This is a genomic window from Lentzea alba (genome assembly GCF_011067745.1).
GTDB classification, from domain to species: Bacteria; Actinomycetota; Actinomycetes; order Mycobacteriales; family Pseudonocardiaceae; genus Lentzea; species Lentzea alba.
Genome location: NZ_JAAMPJ010000008.1, coordinates 244,677 through 265,158, shown reverse-complemented (window position 1 = coordinate 265,158; position 20,482 = coordinate 244,677). Strand labels below are relative to the sequence as shown.

Here is a 20,482-nt window from a genome sequence, read left to right as displayed (position 1 = left end):
AACCCTCTGAACAGCCTCTTTGCAATGGACCGTTTCAGTCGACCGCAACTCAACGGGCCGCATTGCAATGCTGAGGCCCAGCAGGAACGTCATGGCGATGGTGACCGCCATCAACGTCCGGAGGTGCTTCACCGGCGCAACGCTAGCCCTCAATGCGCCGAATGGTCGCGATGGGCCCGATGGCGTCGATCGGTGCGATCTTCACGGGCTGACCTTCAGTCGAGGCGTGCACGGCCCTGGCGTTGTCGACCGCCATGGCGACGTGCGACCGGCTCGAGTAGTAGATGATCAGGTCGCCCGCACGGATCTCGGGACGGGTCACGACGCGTCCGACGCCGGCCTGTCCACCGGAGGTGCGCGGAATCGAGAACCCGGCTGCCGCGTAGGCCTTCATCGTCAGCCCGGCGCAGTCCCACTCGTTCGGTCCGGTGCCGCCGTAGCGGTAGGCGTCGCCGCGGCGCGCCAGTGCAAACGTCAGCGCGATCCCCGCGGTCCCGGCGGGCACGCTGATCGCCGACCGGTCGCCCGGATCGCGCAGTTGCGCGGTGACCGGCGCCGGCAGCCGGGTGAGGGCCGCCCGCACCTCGGTGATCTGGGCCTGCAACGCCTGGTTGCGCGCGTCCAGGTCGGCCTTGAGCTTCTCGGCGGCCGCGGCGGCCTCAGCGGCACGGGTGCGCGCCTCTTCCGCCACCTGGTGCGCCTGCCGGGCCTTCTCCACCGCGCCGGAGAGCCGCGCCAGCGACTCCGCCTTGTCCGCGGCCAGCATCCGCATCATCTCGAGGCGGTTCAGGAAGTCCTGCTGCGAGTCCGCGACGAGCAGCGCCGACAGCTGGTTGAACCGCGCGCCCTCGAACGAGGCCTGGGCGATCAGGTCGACCTGGCTCTGGAAGTCACCCTCGTCGGCCTTGGCCTGCCGCTCGATCTGCTGCGCCGCCGCAACGGTCCCGGTCGCCCGGTCGAGTTCGGCCCTCCGCTGGACGAGATCCTCCTGCGCACGCAGGACTTCCTCGTTGAGCTTCGTCGCCTGCGCCGTCAGATCGGCGTACTGGCGCGCCGGATCAGCCGGCTGGGCGGCTGAAGAAACGGCGGGCATGGCCGCGAGCAGCACTACAACCAGAAAACCACGGGTGAGTTTGAGCGACATAGAGGTCGCCGATCCCCTTCGCGAGAACAACACCGTCAAGATCGACGGGCGTCAGGCTACCGGGTGATCAAACGCGCCCGAGACGGGCCAGCAACACTGCGGACGGCACCGGGTGCGCACCACGTCGGCGCACCGAGTCCGCAACCGCTCGGTCCGAGGTCACCACCACCACGGGCCGCCCCTCCGGCTCCGCGGTGACCAGCGCACGGATCACGTCGTCAGCCAGAACACCGGGGTCGCTGAAAAGCACGCGCACGCCACGAGGCGCCGCTGCGGGCACGGCCACCACCCCAGCGCCGTCGAACACCAACGTCACTTCTGCCCCTGTGCGCGCCGCCAGCACGGCCAGCTGATGCACGAGCCGATCGCGCTGGTCCGACAGCGACAACTCCGGATAGCCGGTCTTCGTGACGTTGTAGCCGTCCACCACCAGGTGCACCGCCGGCAACGCCAACAGCCGGTCGAGCGCCGCGGGGTCCTCCACCCGTCCCACGGCCCCCTGCGACGCGCTGGCTCCCCGCACGAGGTCGGCGGGACGTGGGCCGCTGCCGCCCCCCAGGGCCAGTTCGCGGCGCAGGCCCGTCACGGCGCCGTCGAGGGTGTCCACGAGCAACGCGAGCCGCACCTCGTCCGCCTGCCGGGCCTCTCGGGCGGACTGCCGGGCGACCTCGGCGTCCGCGATCGCCCGTTGTGCCTTGCCCCGCTCGGCCTCGGCCCGTTCGCGCTCCCGGTCGCGCTCGGCGGTGAGGCGTTTGACCTCGTCCGCGGTGCGCACCTGGACCCGTTCGACCTCGGCGGCCGCGGCCTCGGCGGCGTCCTTGGCCTCGCGCAGTTTCACGCCCTGCTCGCGCAACCGCTTGCGCAGGCGTTCCAGCTCGATCTCGGCGTCCGCGCGGATCCGTTCGGCGGCGCCGTCGAGCTGGCTGCGTTCGGTCCGGAGCCGCTCCAGTTCGCCTTCGAGCCGTTCCGAGCGGATCACCGCGGCGTCGCGTTCGGCCCGCAGCGTCGCGTCGCCGACCCGTCGCGACACTAGCTCCACGTAGTGCGGCGCGACGTCGTCACCGGTCAGCACCGCCGCCGCGGCGGCCGTCACCGGGTCCGGCGACGTCACCTCCAGCGTCGACGGCCTGTTCTTGCGCAACCACTCCACGACGGCGGTGCGGAAGTTCGCCGAGCCCCGCAGACCCGCCACGACCTGCGCGCCACCGAGCCGCGCGCGTTTGGTGGGCGCGAACTTCGCGACCGGCCGCAGGTGCTGCGGCACGTCGACCTTCGCCATCTCGCCCAGCGCGTCGGCGCCCAACTCCGCCAGCCTCACCCGCAACGGCTCCGGCAGGGCCGACCAGTCCACAGCGGACTCGCCTACCTCCTCGGCAGGCTGGTCGAACTCGGGCTCGGGCATCGGGTCTGGCACCCCAACAGGCTAGAGCCCTCGTGCTTGAGCAGCGCACGGACGTGACCGCCCTTCGGAACAACGATCTGGAAAAGATCACCCGCCCGCCACTCCAATGGAGCAACCGCAGGTCAGAGCAGCTCGAAAGATCACCACCGAAAATTGTCAGACCCCGTCGCTAACGTCAGCGCGGTGACCGGTCAACTGTCCTTCGACGAGCTCGGCACGCCCCTGCGCGACACGACGTTCGTCGTCTTCGACCTGGAGACGACGGGCGGGAGTGCCGAGGAGGACGCGATCACCGAGATCGGCGCGGTGAAGGTGCGCGCGGGCGAGGTGCTCGGCGAGTTCGCCACGCTCGTCGACCCCGAACGCGGCATCCCTCCCCTGGTGGCGCAACTGACCGGCATCACGCAGCTGATGGTGACGGGCGCGCCCCGCCTGGAGACGGTGCTGCCCGCGTTCCTGGAGTTCGCGGCGGGAGCGGTGCTGGTGGCGCACAACTCCGGCTTCGACATCAGCTTCCTCAAGGCGGCCTGCGAGCGGCAGGGCTACCGGTGGCCGAAACCGTCGGTGGTCTGCACGGTGAAGCTCGCCCGCCGCGTGCTGAGCCGCGACGAGGCGCCGTCGTGCCGGCTCTCCGCCCTGTCCGACCTCTTCCACACCTCTACCAAACCCACACACCGCGCCCTGGCCGACGCGCGGACGACGGTCGAGGTGCTGCACGCACTGCTGGAGCGCGTCGGCAACGTCGGCGTGCACTCCCTGGAGGAGCTGCTGGCGTACCTGCCTGAGGTGACGCCGGAACAACGCCGCAAGCGCTCCCTGGCCGCCCATCTGCCGTCCAAACCGGGCGTCTACCTCTTCCGCGGCCCCAAGGAAGAGGTGCTCTACGTGGGCACCGCGTCAGACCTGCGCCGCCGGGTGCGGCAGTACTTCACCGCCAGCGAAGGCCGCCGCAGGCTGCGCGAGATGGTCGCTCTCGCCGTCCGCGTCGACGCCGTGGAATGCGCCCACTCGCTGGAAGCCGAAGTGCGGGAGCTGCGGCTGCTCCGCGCACACCGTCCCGCCTACAACCGTCGCTCCAAGAACCCGCATCACGCGTGGTGGCTGGTGCTCACCGACGAGCCCTTCCCCCGCCTCTCGATGGTCAGGAACCCGCGCGACGGCGCGCTGGGCCCGTTCCGCACCCGCCAGGCAGCAGAGTCGGTGGCGGACGCGCTGCTCGACGCCGTACCGCTGCGCTCCTGCACCATCAAGATCCCCGCGACGAACCAGCGCGCGTCCCCCTGCGCCTTGGCCGAACTGGACCGTTGCCAGGCCCCCTGCGCCGGCCGCCAGACAGTCGACGAGTACTCCCCTGCCGTGGTGGCCGTGCAGGACCTCGTCGTGGGCCGCAGCGCCGACCCGTTGCGCACCCTCATCAGCCAGCTCGGCGGCCTGGCCTCAGCCGAGCGCTTCGAGGAGGCCGCCCGCCGCCGCGACCGCCTGGCAGGCCTGGTCCGCTCCCTCGACCGCGCCCAGCGTCTGGCCGCCCTGGCCGCTCTGCCCCAACTCGTGGCCGCCCGCCCCGACCGGGAGGGCGGCTGGGAGTTCTCCGTGGTGCGCTACGGCCGGCTGGCTTCGGCCGGCATCGCCCGCCGCGGCACCCGCCCGATGCCGGTGGTCGACGCCCTGGTCGCCTCGGCCGAGACGGTCGTGCCCACCGCGGGCCCGCTCCGCGGCGCGCCGCCCGAGGAGACCGGCGTGGTCCTGCGCTGGCTGGACCAGCCCGGTACCCGCCTGGTGTACGCGGACGTGCCGTGGTCGTCCCCCGCCGGTGCCGCGGCGGCGTGGGTGCCGTGGGCAGAACAGGCAGCGGGCGCCCGCCCCCTGCACGACCGGTGGAACTGAGGAGGCGAGCGCCCGCACACAACTGAAAACCAGGCCGTCTAAAAACAGGGCCGTCAGGCCACCGGCGGCTCACCCGGAGGCGGGCCACCAGGGCCGCCCTGCGGACTGTCGTCGTCGCCCACCGCGGTGTCGGACAGGTCCAACCCGACGGTGAAGGTCGCCGCGTATCCACGCCCGCGCCGGTTCGGCCGCAGCAGCATCTGGTCGCCGACGCCGTTCGCGCTGTAGATGCCGTCCTGCGCGTTGGTGGTGTCCGGCGTTCCCTTGGCCGCGTACGGCGCCGCCGCCAGGTAGCCCGCCTTGAACTCCTCGGTGAAGTACAGCTGCGAGGTGAACTCGTACGGGTTGCCGTCCGTGCCGGTCGTCTGGACCTTCACGTGAATGTGCACGGTGCGGCCGCGATACCAACCGGGCAGGACGGTGGTGAACCGCGCCCACCCGGCCCGGTCGCTGGCCTGGTACCCGCGCAGGAAGTTCCGCCCGTCGGTGCCTTCCCGCGGCACGTCCGAGTAGAGGCCTGACGCGTCGCAGTGCCAGACGTCGACCACCGCGTCCTTCAGCGGCGTGCACCGACCGTCGGCGACTTGGAGCACGCGCAGGGCCAGCGCGAACGTGGCACCCTCCGCCACCACGCCGGTGGAGGTGTCCTCACGGATGTCCGACCGGTTCAGCCGCTCGTCGACGTAGTACGGGCCCTCCGTCATCTCCGGCCGGACGACGCAGTCCACGCAGTCGGCGGGATCGGCTTGGGCGACACCGGTCGAGCCCGCGACGGCCAGCGCCACACCGGACATGCCGAGCAGGGCGAGAGCCTGCCGCCGGCCCAGCACGCGGCCGACGAGCTCATCGTCGTTGTCCATCACATTCCTCACTGTTCGGGAACAGGTGAACACGGAACGTAATGAGCGAAGTTGTGCGGACGCTCTGCGCGAGCTGTGAATCAGCTGGGCGGCCGGTAGGGCAGACTACGAGTGCTTTGGACACCCGTGCAGAAACCCCGAGGAGGACGCCGTGGTCACCGCCATCGTGCTGATCCAGGCCGCCGCCGAACGCATTCCCGAGGCCGCGCAGGAGATCGCCGACATCGACGGAGTCACGGAGGTGTACTCCTGCGCAGGTGACGTGGACCTGATCGCGCTGGTGCGGGTCAGCAAGCACGAGGACCTCGCCGCGCTGGTGCCCGGCAAGATCAGCAAGGTCGCGGGTGTGCTGAACACCGACACGCACATCGCCTTCCGCAGCTACTCGAAGCGCGACGACGAGGCCGCGTTCGCCATCGGCCTCGACGACGCCCAGTAAGTCCGGACAAGCGAAAGGCCCCCGTGAAGTTCACGGGGGCCTTTCGCTTGTCCAGCTGAAGGTCAGGCCTTCGGGTCGGCCGGCTTGCCCGCGAGCTCGCCTGCCTTGTCCTCCGCGCTGATCTCCTCGGAGACGTGCTTCTTCCTGCGCGCGTTCTCCAGCGCCACGGTCTCCTCGACCGGGTCCGGCGACCACGTGCTGCCGGCGACCGGGTGACCGGCCGAGCCGAGCTTGTTCATCTTCTTCGGCACCGACGCGCCCTGGTAGGCGAGCGGCAGCGGGTGGCCGTGGTCGTCCACCGGGCCGAGCGGCTGGTGGATCTCGATGAACTCGCCGTGCGGCAGGCGCTTGATGATGCCGGTCTCGACACCGTGCTCCAGCACCTCGCGGTCGCCGCGCTGCAGGCCGATGCAGATGCGGTAGGCCACGAAGTAGGCGATCGGCGGCAGGATCAGCATGCCGATCCGGCCCATCCACGTCGTCAGGTTCAACGAGATGTCGAACTGGTACGCGAAGATGTCGTTGCCGCCCATGAGCAGCAGGACCATGAAGTACGTGATCGCCATCCAGCCGAGCGCGGTGCGGACGGGGACGTCACGCGGGCGCTGCAGCAGGTTGTGGTGCGCGTAGTCCTTGGTCATCTTGCGCTCGATCCACGGGTACACCGCCGCGATGCCGGTCAGCAGCGGCAGACCGAGGATGAACGGCAGGAACGGCGCCGGGATCGTGTAGTTGCCCAGGTAGAACTCCCACGCGGGCCAGATGCGGACCAGGCCGTCGGTCCAGCCCATGTACCAGTCGGGCTGCGAACCGGCGGAGATCTGCGCGGGGTTGTACGGGCCGAAGTTCCAGATGGGGTTGATCTGGAAGACGCCACCCATGATCGCGATGACACCGACGACGATGGCGAAGAAGCCGCCGCCCTTGGCCGCGAACACCGGCATGATGCGGACGCCGACGACGTTGGTCTCCTTGCGGCCCACGCCCGGGAACTGCGTGTGCTTCTGGTACCAGACCAGCGCGAGGTGCGCCGCGATCAGGCCGAGGATGATCGCCGGGATCAGCAGGATGTGCGCGGTGTAGAGCATCGGGATGATGTCCGTGCCGGGGAACTCCCCGCCGAACATCAGCCAGTTGAGCCACGTGCCGATGACCGGGAACGAGATCAGCAGCGCCGCCATCACGCGGAGGCCGGTGCCCGAGAGCAGGTCGTCCGGCAGCGAGTAGCCGAGGAAGCCCTCGATCGCGCCGAGCATGAACAGCACGATGCCGATGACCCAGTTGATCTCACGCGGCTTGCGGAACGCGCCGGTGAAGAAGATCCGGAACATGTGCACGACGATCGCGGCCATGAACAGCAGCGCCGCCCAGTGGTGCACCTGGCGGACGAACAGGCCACCGCGGATCTCGAACGAGATGTCGAGCGTCGAGGCGAACGCGCGCGACATCTCGATGCCGCGCAGGTTCTCGAACGCGCCGTTGTAGGTGACCTCGGTCATCGACGGGTCGAAGAACAGGGCGAGGTACGTGCCCGACAACAGCAACACGATGAAGCTGTAGAGCGCGATCTCACCGAGCAGGAACGACCAGTGCGTCGGGAAGACCTTGTTCAGCTGTTTGCGCAGGCCAGAGGCCGCGTGGTACCGCTCGTCGGCAGCGTTGGCCGCCGCCCCTGCGACGCGCGCGGCGGCGTTGGCCGGCTTCGTCGGCGTGGTGATGGCACTCATGACTTCCGCTCCCAGAACGCCGGACCCACAGCCTCGATGAAGTCGCTGCGGGCAACCAAGTATCCGTCTTCGTCCACCGTGATCGGAAGCTGGGGCAGAGGACGGGTTGCCGGACCGAACCGCGGCTTGGCGTACTCGAACACGTCGAACTGCGACTGGTGGCACGGGCAGAGCAGCAGACCGGTCTGCTGCTCGAACAGCGACGTCGGGCAACCCAGGTGCGTGCAGATCTTGGAGTACGCGTACAGGTCGCCGAAGTTGAAGTCTTCCTGACCGGCTCGCTTGGTGACCGCCTGGTTCGGGCGCAGGCGGATGAGCATGACCGGCGCGTCGGCCCGCTTGAGGGCCGCGACCAGGGCGTGCTCGTCGTCGCGCTCGGACTCCCGGAACGGGAACACCGTCTCGAAGCCGCCGGGCTCGACGTCCTCGGGACGCACCAGCGAGACCTCGTGGAAGTTGCCCGTGTGGCGACGGAGGTAGACCTTCTCGCCCTTTTCGGCCTTCCAGCCGGTGTGCCACAGCGAGTTCTTGGTCTCGCTGTCCGAGTGCGGGTTCTTGATGAGCGCGCCCAGCGGGACGGCCGCCACGCCCAGGCCCAGCACGCCGGCGCCGAGGCCCGCGGTGCGCTTGATCAGGCTGCGGCGGGCGATGCCGCTGCGCTCACCGGCGTCGGCGAGCTCCGCGACCAGGGTGGCGCGGTCGACCTCGGCCGACGGGCCGTCGTGCCGCTGCTGCACCGCGAGCTCGTCGGGGATGAACTTCTTGGTGTAGAGCAGCGCGCCCACGCCCAGACCCACCACCGACAGGCCCAGGAACAGGCCGATCAGCGGGTTGTAGAGCATGTGCAGCAGGTGGCCGTGTTCGTTCGAGGGGGCCTCGTACTGCCACGGCCAGAACAGGAACACGCCGAGGAACGCGAGACCCGACAGCGCGGAGATCATGAACCACAGCGCGACCGTGCGCTGGGCCCGACGCTCGGCGCGGGTGCCGGGAACCGGGAACTTCTCCTCGTAGTGGACGAGCTCGACGCCGTCCATCTTGGTGCCGAGCTTGACGAGGTCGTCCCGGCTCATCTCCGCGAGCTCTGCCTCGCTGGGCAGCTCGATCGGCTTGTCGCCGCTCATGCCTTGGCTCCGATCCAGAGGGTCACGCCGATGAGCGCGGCGATGCCCACGATGAACGCGATCAAGCCTTCCGAGACGGGTCCGAACCCGCCCAGGGGGTTACCGCCGGAGTTGTTGTTCCCGTCGGTGACCGACTTGACGTACGCGATGATGTCTTTCTTCTCTTCCGGCGTGAGCTGGCGCTCGCCGAACTTCGGCATGTTCTGCGGGCCCGTCAGCATCGCCGTGTAGATCTGGTCCTCGGTGACGCCGTCGAGCGCCGGCGCGAACTTGCCGGACGACAGCGCGCCACCACGACCCGTGAAGTTGTGGCAGCTCGAGCAGTTGAGGCGGAAGAGCTCGCCACCACGCGCCGGGTTGTCGCCGCGCAGGCCCTCACCGGACTCGGAGGGCTTCTTCGGGCCCTCGCCACCGTTCGCGGTGATGTAGGCCATCAGCGCGTTGATCTGCTCGGGGGAGAGCTTCGCGGGCTTGCGGATGGCCTGCGCCTCCTGCCGCGCCATGGGCATGCGGCCGGAGGAAGTCTGGAAGTAGACCGCGGCGTCGCCGACGCCGACCAGGCTCGGCCCGCGGTCCTTGACACCCTGCAGAGACTCGCCGTGGCAACTCAGGCAGGTGTTCAGGTAGATCTGCTCGCCCTGGCGGACCAGGGCGTCCTGCTGCTGCGCCGAGGCGGTCTGCGCCTGGGGGGCGAACGCGGCGAACAGCATGCCGGCGCTGAGCAGGGCGAAGCCCAGCGCGAGCAGACCGGCGACCCTGCGACGCAGCTTCGTGCGGGCGCCGCGCGGGCGTTTCGTAGTGGTGGTCATGGTGTGCGGCAACCCTTGCTGTCAGTTCGGGAGCTCGTGGCTTGGCTGCGTGCTGACTAGGTCAGGGCACGATGTAGATGATGGCGAACAGGCCGATCCACACGACGTCGACGAAGTGCCAGTAGTACGACACGACGATCGATGCGGTGGCCTGTGCCGGCGTGAACTTGCTGAGCTTCGTCCGGATCAACAGGAAGACGAACGCGATCAGACCGCCGATGACGTGCAGGCCGTGGAAGCCGGTCGTCAGGAAGAAGACCGTGCCGTAGGCCGACGACGGGATCGTGGTGCCGTGCTCCACGAGCTCGATGTACTCACCCGCCTGGCCGGCGACGAAGATCGCTCCCATGATCAGCGTCACGATGTACCAGCGACGCAGGCCGAAGACGTCACCGCGCTCCGCCGCGAAGACGCCCCACTGACACGTGAAGGACGACGCGACCAGGATGATCGTGAAGACCGACGCGTAGGGGACGTTCAGGTGGGTGGGGGGCGGGGGCCAAGGTCCCTCGTTCTGGGCCTTCACCGTGAAGAACATGGCGAAGAGGCCAGCGAAGAACATGAGCTCGCTGGACAGCCAGACGATCGTGCCGACGCTGACCATGTTCGGGCGGTTCAGCGAGTGCACGCGCTGGCCGATTGAAGGCGCTGCCGTGGTCACGCGCAGCATTATTGCCTGCGGAATTTCCGTCCGCCCATCGGGTCCTGCGCGGATCATGGGTCGGCTGGGTCACACGGCGGGTGATCGCGAGGGAGATCAACGGATGGGCTTGCTGGGCCGATTGCGGGACATGCTGCGCCAACTCGTGGGGCGAGAGGACGAACCGGCGTTGTCGATCGACGACCCGACGCTCGTCGTGGTCGTCGAGGCGTTCGACATCGTCGAGGCCGACTCGGCCGCTCTGGCCCGTTCCCCGCGGTGGCGTCCCGACGAGCTCGCGGTGCTCCGGCACCACGTGCGCATCCCCGCTGACCAGGTAGAACGCGCGCGAGAGTTGCTGACGCCGGACGGCTGGGTGCTTGTCGAAGGTGATATATCGCATATCAGTCGAGTGCAGAAACTGGATGCGTTGCACTGCTCCCAGGAGCGTTCGCGGATGGCGTCGCTCGCCCAGCGACTGGGCGGGGAAGCCCTGGGGTGGGACGCGCTGCAACCCGCCCGATAGCATCGCGGCGACCTTGACCGCTCTTGGGGTCACTCTCTTTGGGGTCACTTTCTGGAGGATCGTGAGATGAGCACGCAGACCACGAAGATCCTGGTGTTCAGCCACCGGCCCGAGGTGCGTGAGACGATCATCACTGCCGTCGGCCGCCGTCCGGCGCCGGACCTCTCGCGCGTCGACTTCGTCGAGGCCGGTGCGATCGCCGACGTCCTCTACGAGGTGGACAACGGCACCGTCGACCTGCTGATCCTCGACGGCGAGGCGCAGCCGACCGGTGGCATGGGCCTGTCCCGTCAGCTCAAGGACGAGATCACCAACTGCCCGCCGATCGTCGTGGCGGTGCGCCGCAAGGACGACCGCTGGCTCGCGACCTGGTCACAGGCCGACGCGGTGCTCGTGCACCCGCTCGACCCGCTGGCCGCCGCCGAGACCGTGGCCGAGGTGCTGCGGGGCTCGGCTGTTCCCGTCGTCAAGGGCTGAGCCGTGCCAGGAGATGCGTCAGAAAGTGCGCCGGTGCGCACGTGGCCTTCGCTGCTCAACAGACTGCTGGACGGTGTCGACCTGACCGCCGACGACACGGCCTGGGGCATGGACCGGGTCATGTCGGGCGAGGCGACGCCCGCGCAGATCGCGGCGTTCGTCGTCGCGTTGCGCGCCAAGGGCGAGACGCCGGAGGAGATCGACGGCCTCGCCACGATGATGCTCAACCACGCCCGGCGGTTCGAGGTGGGCGTGCGGGCGACGGACATCGTGGGCACCGGCGGTGATCATTCCGGTTCGGTGAACATTTCGACGATGGCCGCGATCGTCACGGCCGCCGCCGGTGTGCCGGTGGTGAAGCACGGCAACCGCGCGGCGTCGTCGCAGTGCGGCACGGCGGACGTGCTGGAGGCGCTGGGCGTCGCGATCGACCTGCCGCCCGACGGCGTGCGGGCGACCGTGGCCGAACTGGGCATCGGTTTCTGCTTCGCGCCGGTGTTCCACCCCGGCTTCCGGCACGCCGGTCCGGTGCGGCGCGAGATCGGCATCCCGACGTCGTTCAACCTGCTCGGCCCGCTGACGAACCCGGCACAGCCCCAGGTCGGCCTGATCGGCTGCGCCCGTGCCGCCGCGGCGCCGCTGATCGCCGGCGTGTTCGCCCGCCGCCGCCACACCGCGCTGGTGGTGCGCGGCGACGACGGCCTCGACGAGATCACCACGACCACGACGACGTCCGCGTGGCTCGCGCAGGACGGCGAGGTGCGCGCGGAGACCATCGACCCGGTGGTGCTCGGCGTGAAGCCCGCTCGCGAGGAGGACCTGAAGGGCGGCGACGCGTCCGTCAACGCTCAGGTGGTCCGCGATCTCGTGGCCGGCAAGGCCGGTTCGGTGCGCGACGCGGTGCTCGTGAACGCCGCCGGGGCCATCGCGGCGCACGGCGGGTTCTCCGACGACCTGCACGCCGACCTGTCGGCCTCGCTGAGCCGCGCGGCCGACGCCATCGACTCAGGTAACGCGGCGACGCTGTTGAGCCGCTGGGTGGAACTCTCAGCCTCTTTGAAGGGGTAGCGGGCGTTTCGGTCACGCGTCGTCGTCGGCGCGTGACCGTCCTCGCACGGCCGCCGCATCGGGGTAGTCCGAGCGAGTGACGGGCCGGAGATGCGCACCACGTGGTAACGCGGCGGCAATCGCCACCTGGAATGCTGGAGGCATGGTCCTCTACCCGGTGATGAAGCATGTCGTCGCGCGCGCAGCCCGTGTCGTCTACCGCCCTGTGGTGGAAGGGCTGGAGAACATCCCCACCGACGGCCCGGTCATCCTGGCGGCGAACCACCTCAGCTTCATCGACAGCGTCGTGATGCCCATGGTGGTGCCGCGGCGTGTGTCGTTCCTCGCGAAGGCGGAGTACTTCACCGGCACCGGGGTGAAGGGGTCGCTCTCTCGCTGGTTCTTCTCCTCGATGGGCCACGTGCCGGTGCACCGCGGCAAGGGCCGTGACGCGCGCGCCGCGCTCGACACCGCCGCCGAGATCCTCGCGCGCGGCGACGCCTTCGCGATCTACCCGGAGGGCACCCGCTCGCTCGACGGCAAGCTCCACCGCGGCCGCACGGGCGTCGCCCGCATGGCACTGGAGTCCGGGGCTCCGGTCGTGCCGGTCGGCATCATCGGCACGGACAAGGTGCAGCCGGTCGGCAGCAGGTTCCCGAAGATCGTCCCGGTGACGGTCCGCTTCGGTGAGCCGCTCGACTTCAGCCGCTACGACGGCATGCAGGAGTCGCTGCCGGTCCTGCGCAGCGTCACCGACGAGATCATCTACCGCATCCTGGACCTGAGTGGCCAGGAGTACGTCGACGCGTACCAAAAGACGCCGGTCGCCGCGTAACGCTGCAGAGGCTCACTGAGGACCCGAGAAAGGCCCGTCCCGCCGTGATGGCGGGACGGGCCTTTCTCGCGATATGCGATATATCGGACACGGCATATCGGGCATGGCAATCCGATATGCAATACATCACATACTGGATATCGGTTCGCGGAAACGGCTGAGGCCCCCTCCGCGAACGGAGAGGGCCTCAGCCAAGCGATATCCGATATACCGGATATCGGTTGTCAGTCGTGGTTCGGGCCGGTGTGGTACTCGAACACCAGGCCGCCGACCATGATCAGCACCAGGACGACGCCGATCACCAGCAGCCACACGTGCCAGAACGCCACGCCGACAGCCGCGGTTCCCGCGGCGGCCGCGAGACCGACCGGCCAGTACGAGCCGGGGCTGAAGAAGCCCAGCTCACCAGCGCCGTCGGACACCTCGGCGTCGGGGTTGTCCTCCGGCCGCACCTCGATGCGGCGGGCGACGAACCGGAAGTAGGTGCCGGTGATGAGGGCCAGGCCACCGGTCAGCGCGAGCGCCACCGTGCCGGTGGGCTCGACGTGGCCGGTCGCCAGGTGCGTCCAGTAGCCGTAGACGACGGCCATCAGGAACGAGAAGGCCATCACCAGGTCGAATACGCGAGCTTCGATCTTCATCGCGGGGCGTGTCCCTACTTCTGACCCGCGCCGGAGGCCTCACGGGCCGTCCGGTCGGTGTTGAACGGGGTGGTCGTCGTGGCCAGCGGCGCGCACAGCTCACCGCAGTTGACCTGCGAGAGCGCCTCAGCCGTGGTGTACGGCTTGCCCGTCTTGGCGTTCACTTCCTTGCGGAGCTCGATGTACTTGTCGAAGTCGGCCTCGTTCAGGGCGCGGACCTCGAAGTTCATCACCGCGTGGTACGAGCCGCAGAGCTCGGCGCAACGGCCGACGAACGCACCCGGACGGTCGATCTGGTCGATCTGGAAGACGTTGTCCTGGTTGTTCTTCTCCGGCTGCGGGAAGACGTCCCGCTTGAAGTGGAACTCCGGCACGAAGAACGAGTGGATGACGTCCGTCGAGCGCAGCGTGAACTGGATGCGCTTGTGCGCCGGCAGCACCATGATCGGGACCTCACCCGAGGTGCCGACCGTGCTGACGACCTTGCCCTCTTCGGTCTTGTGGTCCGGGTACTGGAACTCCCAGTTCCACTGGAACGCGATCACGTCGACGTTCACGTCGGGCTTGCCCGACTTGTCCGTGACGTAGTTCTGCGTGACCGCGGTGAAGTAGAACAGCACCGCCACGATCACCGTCGGCACGACGATGAGCACGATCTCCAGCGGGAGGTTGTACGCCGTCTGACGCGGCAGCTCCTCCGACTTCTTGCGGTGGAACACCACGGACCACAGGATCAGGCCCCACACGATGACGCCGACGACGAGCGCGGCGATCACGGACCAGGTCCAGAGCTCGCGCATCTTGTCGGCCTGCGGCGTGACGGCCTCCGGCCATCCGAAGCGCAGCACCTCGTCCGTGGAGCAACCGGTGGCCCCGATACCGACCAGGCCGACCAGCCCGGCGGTCTTCGCCAGCCGGGATGCCCTGGTGCCCTCCTTCAGGCCCACTGCTCGCCCGCCTCCTCGTTCACAACTACTGGCCGTGCCAACGGATCAAGCGGGAGCGTAGCCCAGCGCAACCGCGCTCACCCCTTGGGGGCACCGCCGCTGCGGTGCAGTTTCGGTCACACAGAGCCGCTTCGGCATACTGAGGTCTCCCCGTGGACTTCCCCGTCGTGTTTCTTGAGAGGTGCGAGAGCCTTGTGCGGCCTGGCAGGACTTGTTTGCCCTAGCGAGAACGAGGCCGAGAGCGCCCGCCCGGCGGTGGAGGCCGCTCTGCGCTGCATGCGGCACCGCGGCCCCGACGAGAGCGGCACCCGGCGGGTCGACGAGGTCGTGTTCGGCTTCAACCGCCTCGCCATCATCGACATCGAGCACTCCCACCAGCCCCTGACGTGGGGCCCGCCGGAGTCGCCGAGCCGGTACACGATCAACTTCAACGGCGAGATCTACAACTACCTGGAGCTGCGCGCCGAGCTCACCGAGAAGTACGGCGCGGTCTTCCACACCGACGGCGACACCGAGACCATCGTCGCGGCCTACCACTACTTCGGCGCCGCGGCGATCACGAAGCTGCGCGGCATGTTCGCCTTCATCATCTGGGACGCCGAGCGCAAGATGCTGTTCGGCGGCCGCGACCCGTTCGGCATCAAGCCGCTGTACTGGGCGCAGGGCCAGCTCGGCGTCGGGTTCTCCAGCGAGAAGAAGATCCTGCTGGAGCTCGCCCGCACGCTCGCGATCAACCCGCAGATGAACGTCAAGGGCCTGCAGCACTACCTGACCCTGCAGTACGTGCCCGAGCCCGCCTCGCTGCACGACCAGATCTTCCGCGTCGAGTCCGGCCACTCGTTCACGCTGGTGCCGGGCGAGACGCCGCAGTTCGAGCGCTACTTCCCCGCGAACTTCAGGGTGCGCACGGTCCGCAGCGAGGCCGAGGCGGACGCGCTGTACGACGAGATCACCTCGGCGTTGCGCGACTCGGTCGCCAAGCACATGCGCGCGGACGTGACGGTCGGCTCGTTCCTGTCCGGCGGCATCGACTCGACCGTGGTCGCGGCGCTCGCCAAGGAGCACAACCCGGACCTGATCACGTTCACCACCGGTTTCGAGCGCCAGGGCTTCTCCGAGGTCGACGTGGCCGCCGAGTCCGCGGCGCTGATCGGCGTGAAGCACGTGGTCCGCACGGTCAGCGCGCAGGAGATGATGGACTCCCTGCCGTTGATCACCTGGTACCTCGACGACCCGGTGGCCGACCCGGCGCTGGTGCCGTTGTGGTTCATCGCCCGTGAGGCGCGTCAGCACGTGAAGGTCGTGTTGTCCGGTGAGGGCGCGGACGAGCTGTTCGGCGGGTACACGATCTACCGCGAGCCGTTGTCGCTGTCGGCGTTCGAGAAGGTGCCCGGTGCGCTGCGCAAGGCGATGGGCAAGGTCTCGACGAAGATCCCGCACGGCGTGCGCGGCAAGGACCTGCTGCGTCGTGGCGCGCTCACGCTGGAGGAGCGCTACTACGGCAACGCGCGCATCTTCCTCGACGACCACCTGCGCCAGGTGTTGCGCACGTACGACCCGAACGTGTCGCACATGGACGTCACGGCTCAGCCGTACCGCGAGTCGAGCAACTGGGACCCGGTCACGCGCATGCAGCACGTCGACCTGTTCACATGGCTGCGCGGCGACATCCTGGTCAAGGCCGACAAGATGACCATGGCGAACTCGCTGGAGCTGCGCGTCCCGTTCCTGGACCCCGAGGTCTTCAAGATCGCCTCGCAGATCCCGAGCGAGTTGAAGATCACGCCGGACACCACGAAGTTCGCGCTGCGCAAGGCGATCCGCGACATCGTGCCGGCGCACGTGCTGAACCGCCGCAAGCTCGGCTTCCCGGTGCCGATCCGGCACTGGCTCAAGGACGAGATGCACGACTGGGCCGTCGACGTCGTGCGCAGCTCGCAGACCGACCAGTACCTCGACAAGACCGCGGTGCTGCGGCTGATCGAGGAGCACCGTTCCGGCGTGCTCGACCACAGCCGCCGCATCTGGGCGCTGCTGGTGTTCATGATCTGGCACGGCATCTTCGTCGAGGACCGCATCAAGCCGGTGGTGCCGGAACCGCACTACCCGGTCAAGCTCTAGCGGATCAGGGCCCCTCTGCGGAGGGGCCCTTTCTCATCTCCGTCCCTAGCTCTTATCGACGACCTTGCGCGCTGCAGATCGCGTACGAGCTGACGACGGTCTCCGGTGACGCCATGAGCTCGAGATAGCGGTCGAACTCCTCGTCGGAGAGCGGCAGCCGGTCCCGTACCTTGCGCGCGGTCGTGGCGAGCAGGCGGCACCCCGCTGAGCCGCCCTCCCACTCCTGCACCTCGCGGGAGCCGCTGACGTCGTTGAGGCCGGTGTCGAGCAGCGCCTTCTCGATGCGCGCGCCCCACGCGAGCTCCGCGCCGGCGTGGTCGAGCAACGTCAGCAGGGCGTTCTTCACCCGCATGATCAGCTTTGCGTCGTCGGGTGCCGCCGAGAGCACTTCGAGCGGGAGGCAGTCGAACTCCTCCAGCACGAGCCAGCCGCCGGGACGCAACGAGTCGCGCAGCTTGCGCAGGACGGCGTCGCGGGCGGGGAGGTGGAACAGCACCAGACGGGCGTGGACCAGGTCGAACGCGTTTCCCGGCAATATATTGGATACTACGTCGTGCTCCAGGACGGTGACGTTGTCGCGTTCCTCGAGTCGCGCCACGTCGAGGTCGGTGACCGTCACGTGGCCGGACGGGGCGACGACGTCGGCGAGCCAGTTCGCCACCGATCCCCCACCACCCCCGACCTCCAGGCAGCGCCAGCCGTCGGCCACGCCGAGCTGCTCGACGCGGGCGAACGTGCCCGCGTCGAGCAAGGCGCTCAGCGCGTCGAAGTGCGGACCGTGCAATTCACCGGCGTCACCGAACAGGTACGTCCCCATTGTCCGATCATGGCAGGACTGTCCCCGATCTTGGACCCCGATCTTGGACCCGATCACGGATCGATCTTGGCTCCGATCACGGCAGGACCGGGGCGATCTCCTCCGCAGCTTCGTCGCCGAACGCACCACGAATGCGGGCGAGCGCCGACTCGCGCTCCAGCACCCACTCCTGCGTGCCGACGGTTTCGAGCACCTCGACGGCGATCAGCGAACCGAGCTGAGCGGCGCGTTCGATGCCCAGGCCCGCGGTGATGCCCGCGAGGAAGCCCGCGCGGAAACCGTCGCCGACACCGGTCGGGTCGGTCTTCGCGACCTCGGGGACCGCGGGGACGTGCAGCGAGAAGCCGTCGCGGTCGACGATCTCGACACCCTTGGCGCCGAGCGTGGTGACGCGCTTGCCGACGCGGGCGAGGACGTCGGCCTCGGTCCAGCCGGTCTTCTGCAGCAGCAGTTCCCACTCGTAGTCGTTGCTGAAGAGGTACTCGGCACCCTCGACGAACGCGCGTGCCTGCTCACCGTCCATGCGGGCGAGCTGCTGCGACGGGTCGACGGCGAACGTGAAACCGCGCTGACGGCACTCCTCGGCGTGCCGGAGCATCGCCGCGGGGTCGTCGGGGCTGATCACGACGAGCTCGAGGTTCTCGACGCGGTTCGCGATCGGCGCGAGCTCGATGTTGCGCGCCTCGGCCATCGCGCCGGCGTAGAAGGAGGCGATCTGGCACATGTCGTCGTCCGTCGTGCAGACGAACCGCGCGGTGTGCGCGACCTCGGACACGTACACGCCGGACGTGTCGACACCGTGCCGCTCGAGCCACGAGCGGTAGTCGTCGAAGTCCTTGCCGACGGCGCCGACGAGCACCGGCCGCACGCCGAGCACGCCGAGGCCGAACGCGATGTTCGCGCCGATGCCACCGCGACGGACCACGAGGTCGTCGACCAGGAAGCTCAGTGACACCCGGTCGAGACGCTCCGCGACCAGTTGGTCCGCGAATCGGCCCGGAAAGTGCATCAGATGGTCGGTCGCGATGCTGCCGCACACGGCTACCGGCACGTCGGCTCTCCCTTTACCTTGTTGCGCTACGTGACAACTCACCCGGATGAGTGCAGCTGTGAAGACTACCGTTTGGTAGGGCTACCGCAGGTCAGACCGCCGACATACGGTCAGGACGTGACGATCCCCGAGGCGACCACGATGCGTGAGCTGATCGACGACTGCGCACAGCTCCCCTTCGCGCTGACCCATCCCGAGCACCCCTTGCCCTCCCCTCGAGCGGCCGCGCCTTGGCAGGTCGACGACCGGTGCACGCACCAGGTCGAGGGCCTCGCCGAGTATGGCGTCTGAACACTGGACTGACGTCCAGTTCGACCAAGAGGTTCTTGCCGGACACAGCGCGAGGCCGCGTTCCCGTCTGATCGGGGAACGCGGCCTCGCGCGTGTTCGCCTTAGTGGAACGAGTCGCCGCAGGCGCAGGACCCGCCGGCGTTCGGGTTGTCGATCGTGAAGCCCTGCTTCTCGATCGTGTCCACGAAGTCGATGACAGCACCTTCGACGTACGGCGCGCTCATGCGGTCAACGGCGACCTTCATGCCGTTGAAGTCGACCAGCGCGTCACCGTCGAGCGAGCGCTCGTCGAAGAACAGCTGGTAGCGCAGACCAGCGCAACCGCCGGGCTGGACGGCGATGCGCAAGTGCATGTCGTCGCGGCCCTCCTGGTCGAGCAGCGCCTTGGCCTTGACGGCGGCCGCATCGGTCAGCGTCACGCCGTGGCTCGGCGCCTCGGAGGTCGAAGCGGCATCCTGAGCGGTCGTCATGGCTCTCCTAAGAGGTCCTTTGCGGGCGGTTCGCCCTTCAACAACACGGGCGTTCCCCGCTTTGTTCCACTTCTATGGTCCCACAGCGCCGGCTCATGTCGAACGTCACGTAGACCACCCTCAAGCCAACCGATATATCAGCGGGCTCGACTAACGCGACCACTGCGTGGCCACGTGCCGTGCCGTTGCAATGAGACTTTTGCGGGCGTCCGCAATCGACTTTTGCACGGAGCCGACGTGGTCGGACACCGAGTAGGCGTCCTGGACGCCCGCGGCGCCCATCTCACGGCGGCCGACGCTGACCTGGCCTGCGATGGCGATGCACGGGACACCGCGTTCGGCGGCACCGCCCGCGACGGCGGTGATGAGCTTGCCCCGCAGCGACTGCCAGTCGAAGCTGCCTTCGCCGGTGACGACGACGTCGGCGTCGTCGAGGGCGGCGTCCAGGCCGGTGAGTTCGCGGACGAGTCCGGCGCCCGACGTCACCGTCGCCCCCAGCGAGAGGAGCGCCGCGCCCAGGCCGCCTGCCGCGCCGGCACCCGGTATGTCGGACACGGGTTTGAGGACATCCATCGCGGCGAGTTTCGCTTCGAGGCGTTCGACGGCTTCCGGGGACGCGCCCTTCTGCGGGCCGAACGTGCGCGCGGCGCCGTGCGGGCCGAGGAGCGGGTTCTCGACGTCGGACGCCGCCACCAGCGATATATCAGTCAGGTCTACTTCCGCGTCGGACAGCGCGGCGAGCATGCCGGCGCCGCCGTCGGTCGTGCCGGAGCCGCCGAGACCGACCGTGATGACATCGTTGTCAAGCGCGGCTGCCGCAATCAGTTCGCCGACGCCGCGCGTTGTCGCCGTCTCGCAGGACTGCGGGCGGAGTTCGGCGGGGATGAGGTGGAGACCGCAGGCTTCGGCGGACTCGATGTAGGCAACGCGTCGACCGTCCGCGTGCACGCTGAGCCAGCGCGCCTCTACGGGCTTGCCGAGCGGGCCGGTGACGGTGATATATCGGATATCGCCGCCCCTGGAAGCAGACCCTCCGACATCAGGCAGGGCGGCGTGCAGGACGTCGACGAAGCCGGGGCCGCCGTCGGCCAGTGGACGTTCGACGACGACGTCGTCGGGTTTGGCCTCGCGCCAGCCGGTGGCGATGGCGTCGGCGGCCTCGCGGGCGGTCAGGGTGCCGCCGAAGCAGTCCGGAGCGATGAGTACGCGCACCTCGCGAAAGGTACAGAA

21 protein-coding genes are annotated in these 20,482 nt (G+C 68.8%); 8 read left to right on the top strand and 13 right to left on the bottom strand.

Translation table 11 applies throughout. From position 1 onward, the window contains the following. Window positions 1–142 precede the first annotated feature (142 nt). The gene (locus tag G7043_RS28565; protein ID WP_166050723.1) at window positions 143–1,144 is read right to left on the bottom strand and encodes a C40 family peptidase; all 1,002 of its coding nucleotides are present in this window, start codon (window positions 1,142–1,144) and stop codon (window positions 143–145) included. Between the two features lie 67 nt (window positions 1,145–1,211). Then, complete coding sequence (locus G7043_RS28560) at window positions 1,212–2,546, bottom strand: NYN domain-containing protein (protein WP_166050721.1); 1,335 nt, start codon at window positions 2,544–2,546, stop codon at window positions 1,212–1,214. 183 nt (window positions 2,547–2,729) lie between these two features. Here G7043_RS28560 and G7043_RS28555 point away from each other — a divergent pair, with 183 nt between their 5' ends. Continuing rightward, on the top strand, window positions 2,730–4,430 hold the full coding sequence (locus G7043_RS28555) for a DEDD exonuclease domain-containing protein (RefSeq protein ID WP_166050720.1): 1,701 nt from the start codon (window positions 2,730–2,732) through the stop codon (window positions 4,428–4,430). 53 nt (window positions 4,431–4,483) lie between these two features. Here G7043_RS28555 and G7043_RS28550 read toward each other — a convergent pair whose 3' ends face one another. Then, complete coding sequence (locus G7043_RS28550; RefSeq protein ID WP_166050718.1) at window positions 4,484–5,290, bottom strand: dioxygenase family protein; 807 nt, start codon at window positions 5,288–5,290, stop codon at window positions 4,484–4,486. 151 nt (window positions 5,291–5,441) lie between these two features. On the opposite strand from G7043_RS28550, the gene G7043_RS28545 reads away from it, so the two are divergent. Further along, window positions 5,442–5,729, top strand: coding sequence for an Lrp/AsnC family transcriptional regulator (locus tag G7043_RS28545; RefSeq protein ID WP_045309335.1), 288 nt, complete (start codon window positions 5,442–5,444; stop codon window positions 5,727–5,729). 62 nt (window positions 5,730–5,791) lie between these two features. Here the strand turns inward: G7043_RS28545 and qcrB are convergent, their stop codons facing one another. From qcrB to ctaE, 4 genes are all read right to left on the bottom strand, one after another. Further along, the gene (qcrB, locus tag G7043_RS28540; protein ID WP_166050716.1) at window positions 5,792–7,456 is read right to left on the bottom strand and encodes a cytochrome bc1 complex cytochrome b subunit; all 1,665 of its coding nucleotides are present in this window, start codon (window positions 7,454–7,456) and stop codon (window positions 5,792–5,794) included. Continuing rightward, window positions 7,453–8,580, bottom strand: a complete 1,128-nt coding sequence (qcrA, locus tag G7043_RS28535) for a cytochrome bc1 complex Rieske iron-sulfur subunit (protein ID WP_166050714.1) — start codon at window positions 8,578–8,580, stop codon at window positions 7,453–7,455. The genes qcrB and qcrA overlap by 4 nt, the downstream gene beginning before the upstream one ends. Then, complete coding sequence (gene qcrC / locus G7043_RS28530; protein ID WP_166050712.1) at window positions 8,577–9,389, bottom strand: cytochrome bc1 complex diheme cytochrome c subunit; 813 nt, start codon at window positions 9,387–9,389, stop codon at window positions 8,577–8,579. The genes qcrA and qcrC overlap by 4 nt, the downstream gene beginning before the upstream one ends. Before the next feature lie 61 nt (window positions 9,390–9,450). Next, on the bottom strand, window positions 9,451–10,059 hold the full coding sequence (gene ctaE / locus G7043_RS28525; protein ID WP_166050710.1) for an aa3-type cytochrome oxidase subunit III: 609 nt from the start codon (window positions 10,057–10,059) through the stop codon (window positions 9,451–9,453). Between the two features lie 94 nt (window positions 10,060–10,153). Here ctaE and G7043_RS28520 point away from each other — a divergent pair, with 94 nt between their 5' ends. The 4 genes from G7043_RS28520 to G7043_RS28505 all read left to right on the top strand — a co-directional run bounded on the left by G7043_RS28520 (window position 10,154) and on the right by G7043_RS28505 (window position 12,914). Then, window positions 10,154–10,555 (top strand): hypothetical protein, encoded by a 402-nt coding sequence (locus tag G7043_RS28520; protein WP_166050708.1) that lies wholly within the window; start codon window positions 10,154–10,156, stop codon window positions 10,553–10,555. Window positions 10,556–10,621: 66 nt separating this feature from the next. Further along, window positions 10,622–11,032, top strand: coding sequence for a hypothetical protein (locus G7043_RS28515; protein WP_166050706.1), 411 nt, complete (start codon window positions 10,622–10,624; stop codon window positions 11,030–11,032). 33 nt (window positions 11,033–11,065) lie between these two features. Further along, window positions 11,066–12,100, top strand: a complete 1,035-nt coding sequence (trpD, locus tag G7043_RS28510) for an anthranilate phosphoribosyltransferase (protein WP_166050704.1) — start codon at window positions 11,066–11,068, stop codon at window positions 12,098–12,100. A 142-nt stretch (window positions 12,101–12,242) separates the two neighbouring features. Next, window positions 12,243–12,914, top strand: coding sequence for a lysophospholipid acyltransferase family protein (locus tag G7043_RS28505; RefSeq protein WP_166050702.1), 672 nt, complete (start codon window positions 12,243–12,245; stop codon window positions 12,912–12,914). A 224-nt stretch (window positions 12,915–13,138) separates the two neighbouring features. Here G7043_RS28505 and G7043_RS28500 read toward each other — a convergent pair whose 3' ends face one another. Both G7043_RS28500 and ctaC read right to left on the bottom strand, forming a co-directional pair. Then, a complete protein-coding gene (locus G7043_RS28500; RefSeq protein ID WP_166050700.1) occupies window positions 13,139–13,555 on the bottom strand; it encodes a cytochrome c oxidase subunit 4 in 417 nt (138 codons plus the stop codon). A 14-nt stretch (window positions 13,556–13,569) separates the two neighbouring features. After that, window positions 13,570–14,502: an aa3-type cytochrome oxidase subunit II gene (gene ctaC / locus G7043_RS28495; protein ID WP_313888110.1), complete on the bottom strand. Its 933-nt coding sequence runs from the start codon at window positions 14,500–14,502 to the stop codon at window positions 13,570–13,572. Window positions 14,503–14,694: 192 nt separating this feature from the next. On the opposite strand from ctaC, the gene asnB reads away from it, so the two are divergent. Next, the gene (gene asnB / locus G7043_RS28490) at window positions 14,695–16,623 is read left to right on the top strand and encodes an asparagine synthase (glutamine-hydrolyzing) (protein ID WP_166050698.1); all 1,929 of its coding nucleotides are present in this window, start codon (window positions 14,695–14,697) and stop codon (window positions 16,621–16,623) included. A 52-nt stretch (window positions 16,624–16,675) separates the two neighbouring features. Here asnB and G7043_RS28485 read toward each other — a convergent pair whose 3' ends face one another. Both G7043_RS28485 and G7043_RS28480 read right to left on the bottom strand, forming a co-directional pair. Continuing rightward, the gene (locus G7043_RS28485; RefSeq protein ID WP_166050696.1) at window positions 16,676–17,440 is read right to left on the bottom strand and encodes a class I SAM-dependent methyltransferase; all 765 of its coding nucleotides are present in this window, start codon (window positions 17,438–17,440) and stop codon (window positions 16,676–16,678) included. Window positions 17,441–17,516: 76 nt separating this feature from the next. Further along, window positions 17,517–18,449, bottom strand: a complete 933-nt coding sequence (locus G7043_RS28480; RefSeq protein WP_166051072.1) for a carbohydrate kinase family protein — start codon at window positions 18,447–18,449, stop codon at window positions 17,517–17,519. Window positions 18,450–18,608: 159 nt separating this feature from the next. Between G7043_RS28480 and G7043_RS28475 the strand changes: the two genes are divergently transcribed. After that, window positions 18,609–18,782 (top strand): hypothetical protein, encoded by a 174-nt coding sequence (locus tag G7043_RS28475; RefSeq protein WP_166050272.1) that lies wholly within the window; start codon window positions 18,609–18,611, stop codon window positions 18,780–18,782. 101 nt (window positions 18,783–18,883) lie between these two features. Here the strand turns inward: G7043_RS28475 and G7043_RS28470 are convergent, their stop codons facing one another. Both G7043_RS28470 and G7043_RS28465 read right to left on the bottom strand, forming a co-directional pair. Continuing rightward, on the bottom strand, window positions 18,884–19,252 hold the full coding sequence (locus tag G7043_RS28470; protein ID WP_030465027.1) for a HesB/IscA family protein: 369 nt from the start codon (window positions 19,250–19,252) through the stop codon (window positions 18,884–18,886). 150 nt (window positions 19,253–19,402) lie between these two features. After that, the gene (locus tag G7043_RS28465; protein WP_166050694.1) at window positions 19,403–20,464 is read right to left on the bottom strand and encodes a glycerate kinase family protein; all 1,062 of its coding nucleotides are present in this window, start codon (window positions 20,462–20,464) and stop codon (window positions 19,403–19,405) included. Window positions 20,465–20,482: the final 18 nt, after the last annotated feature.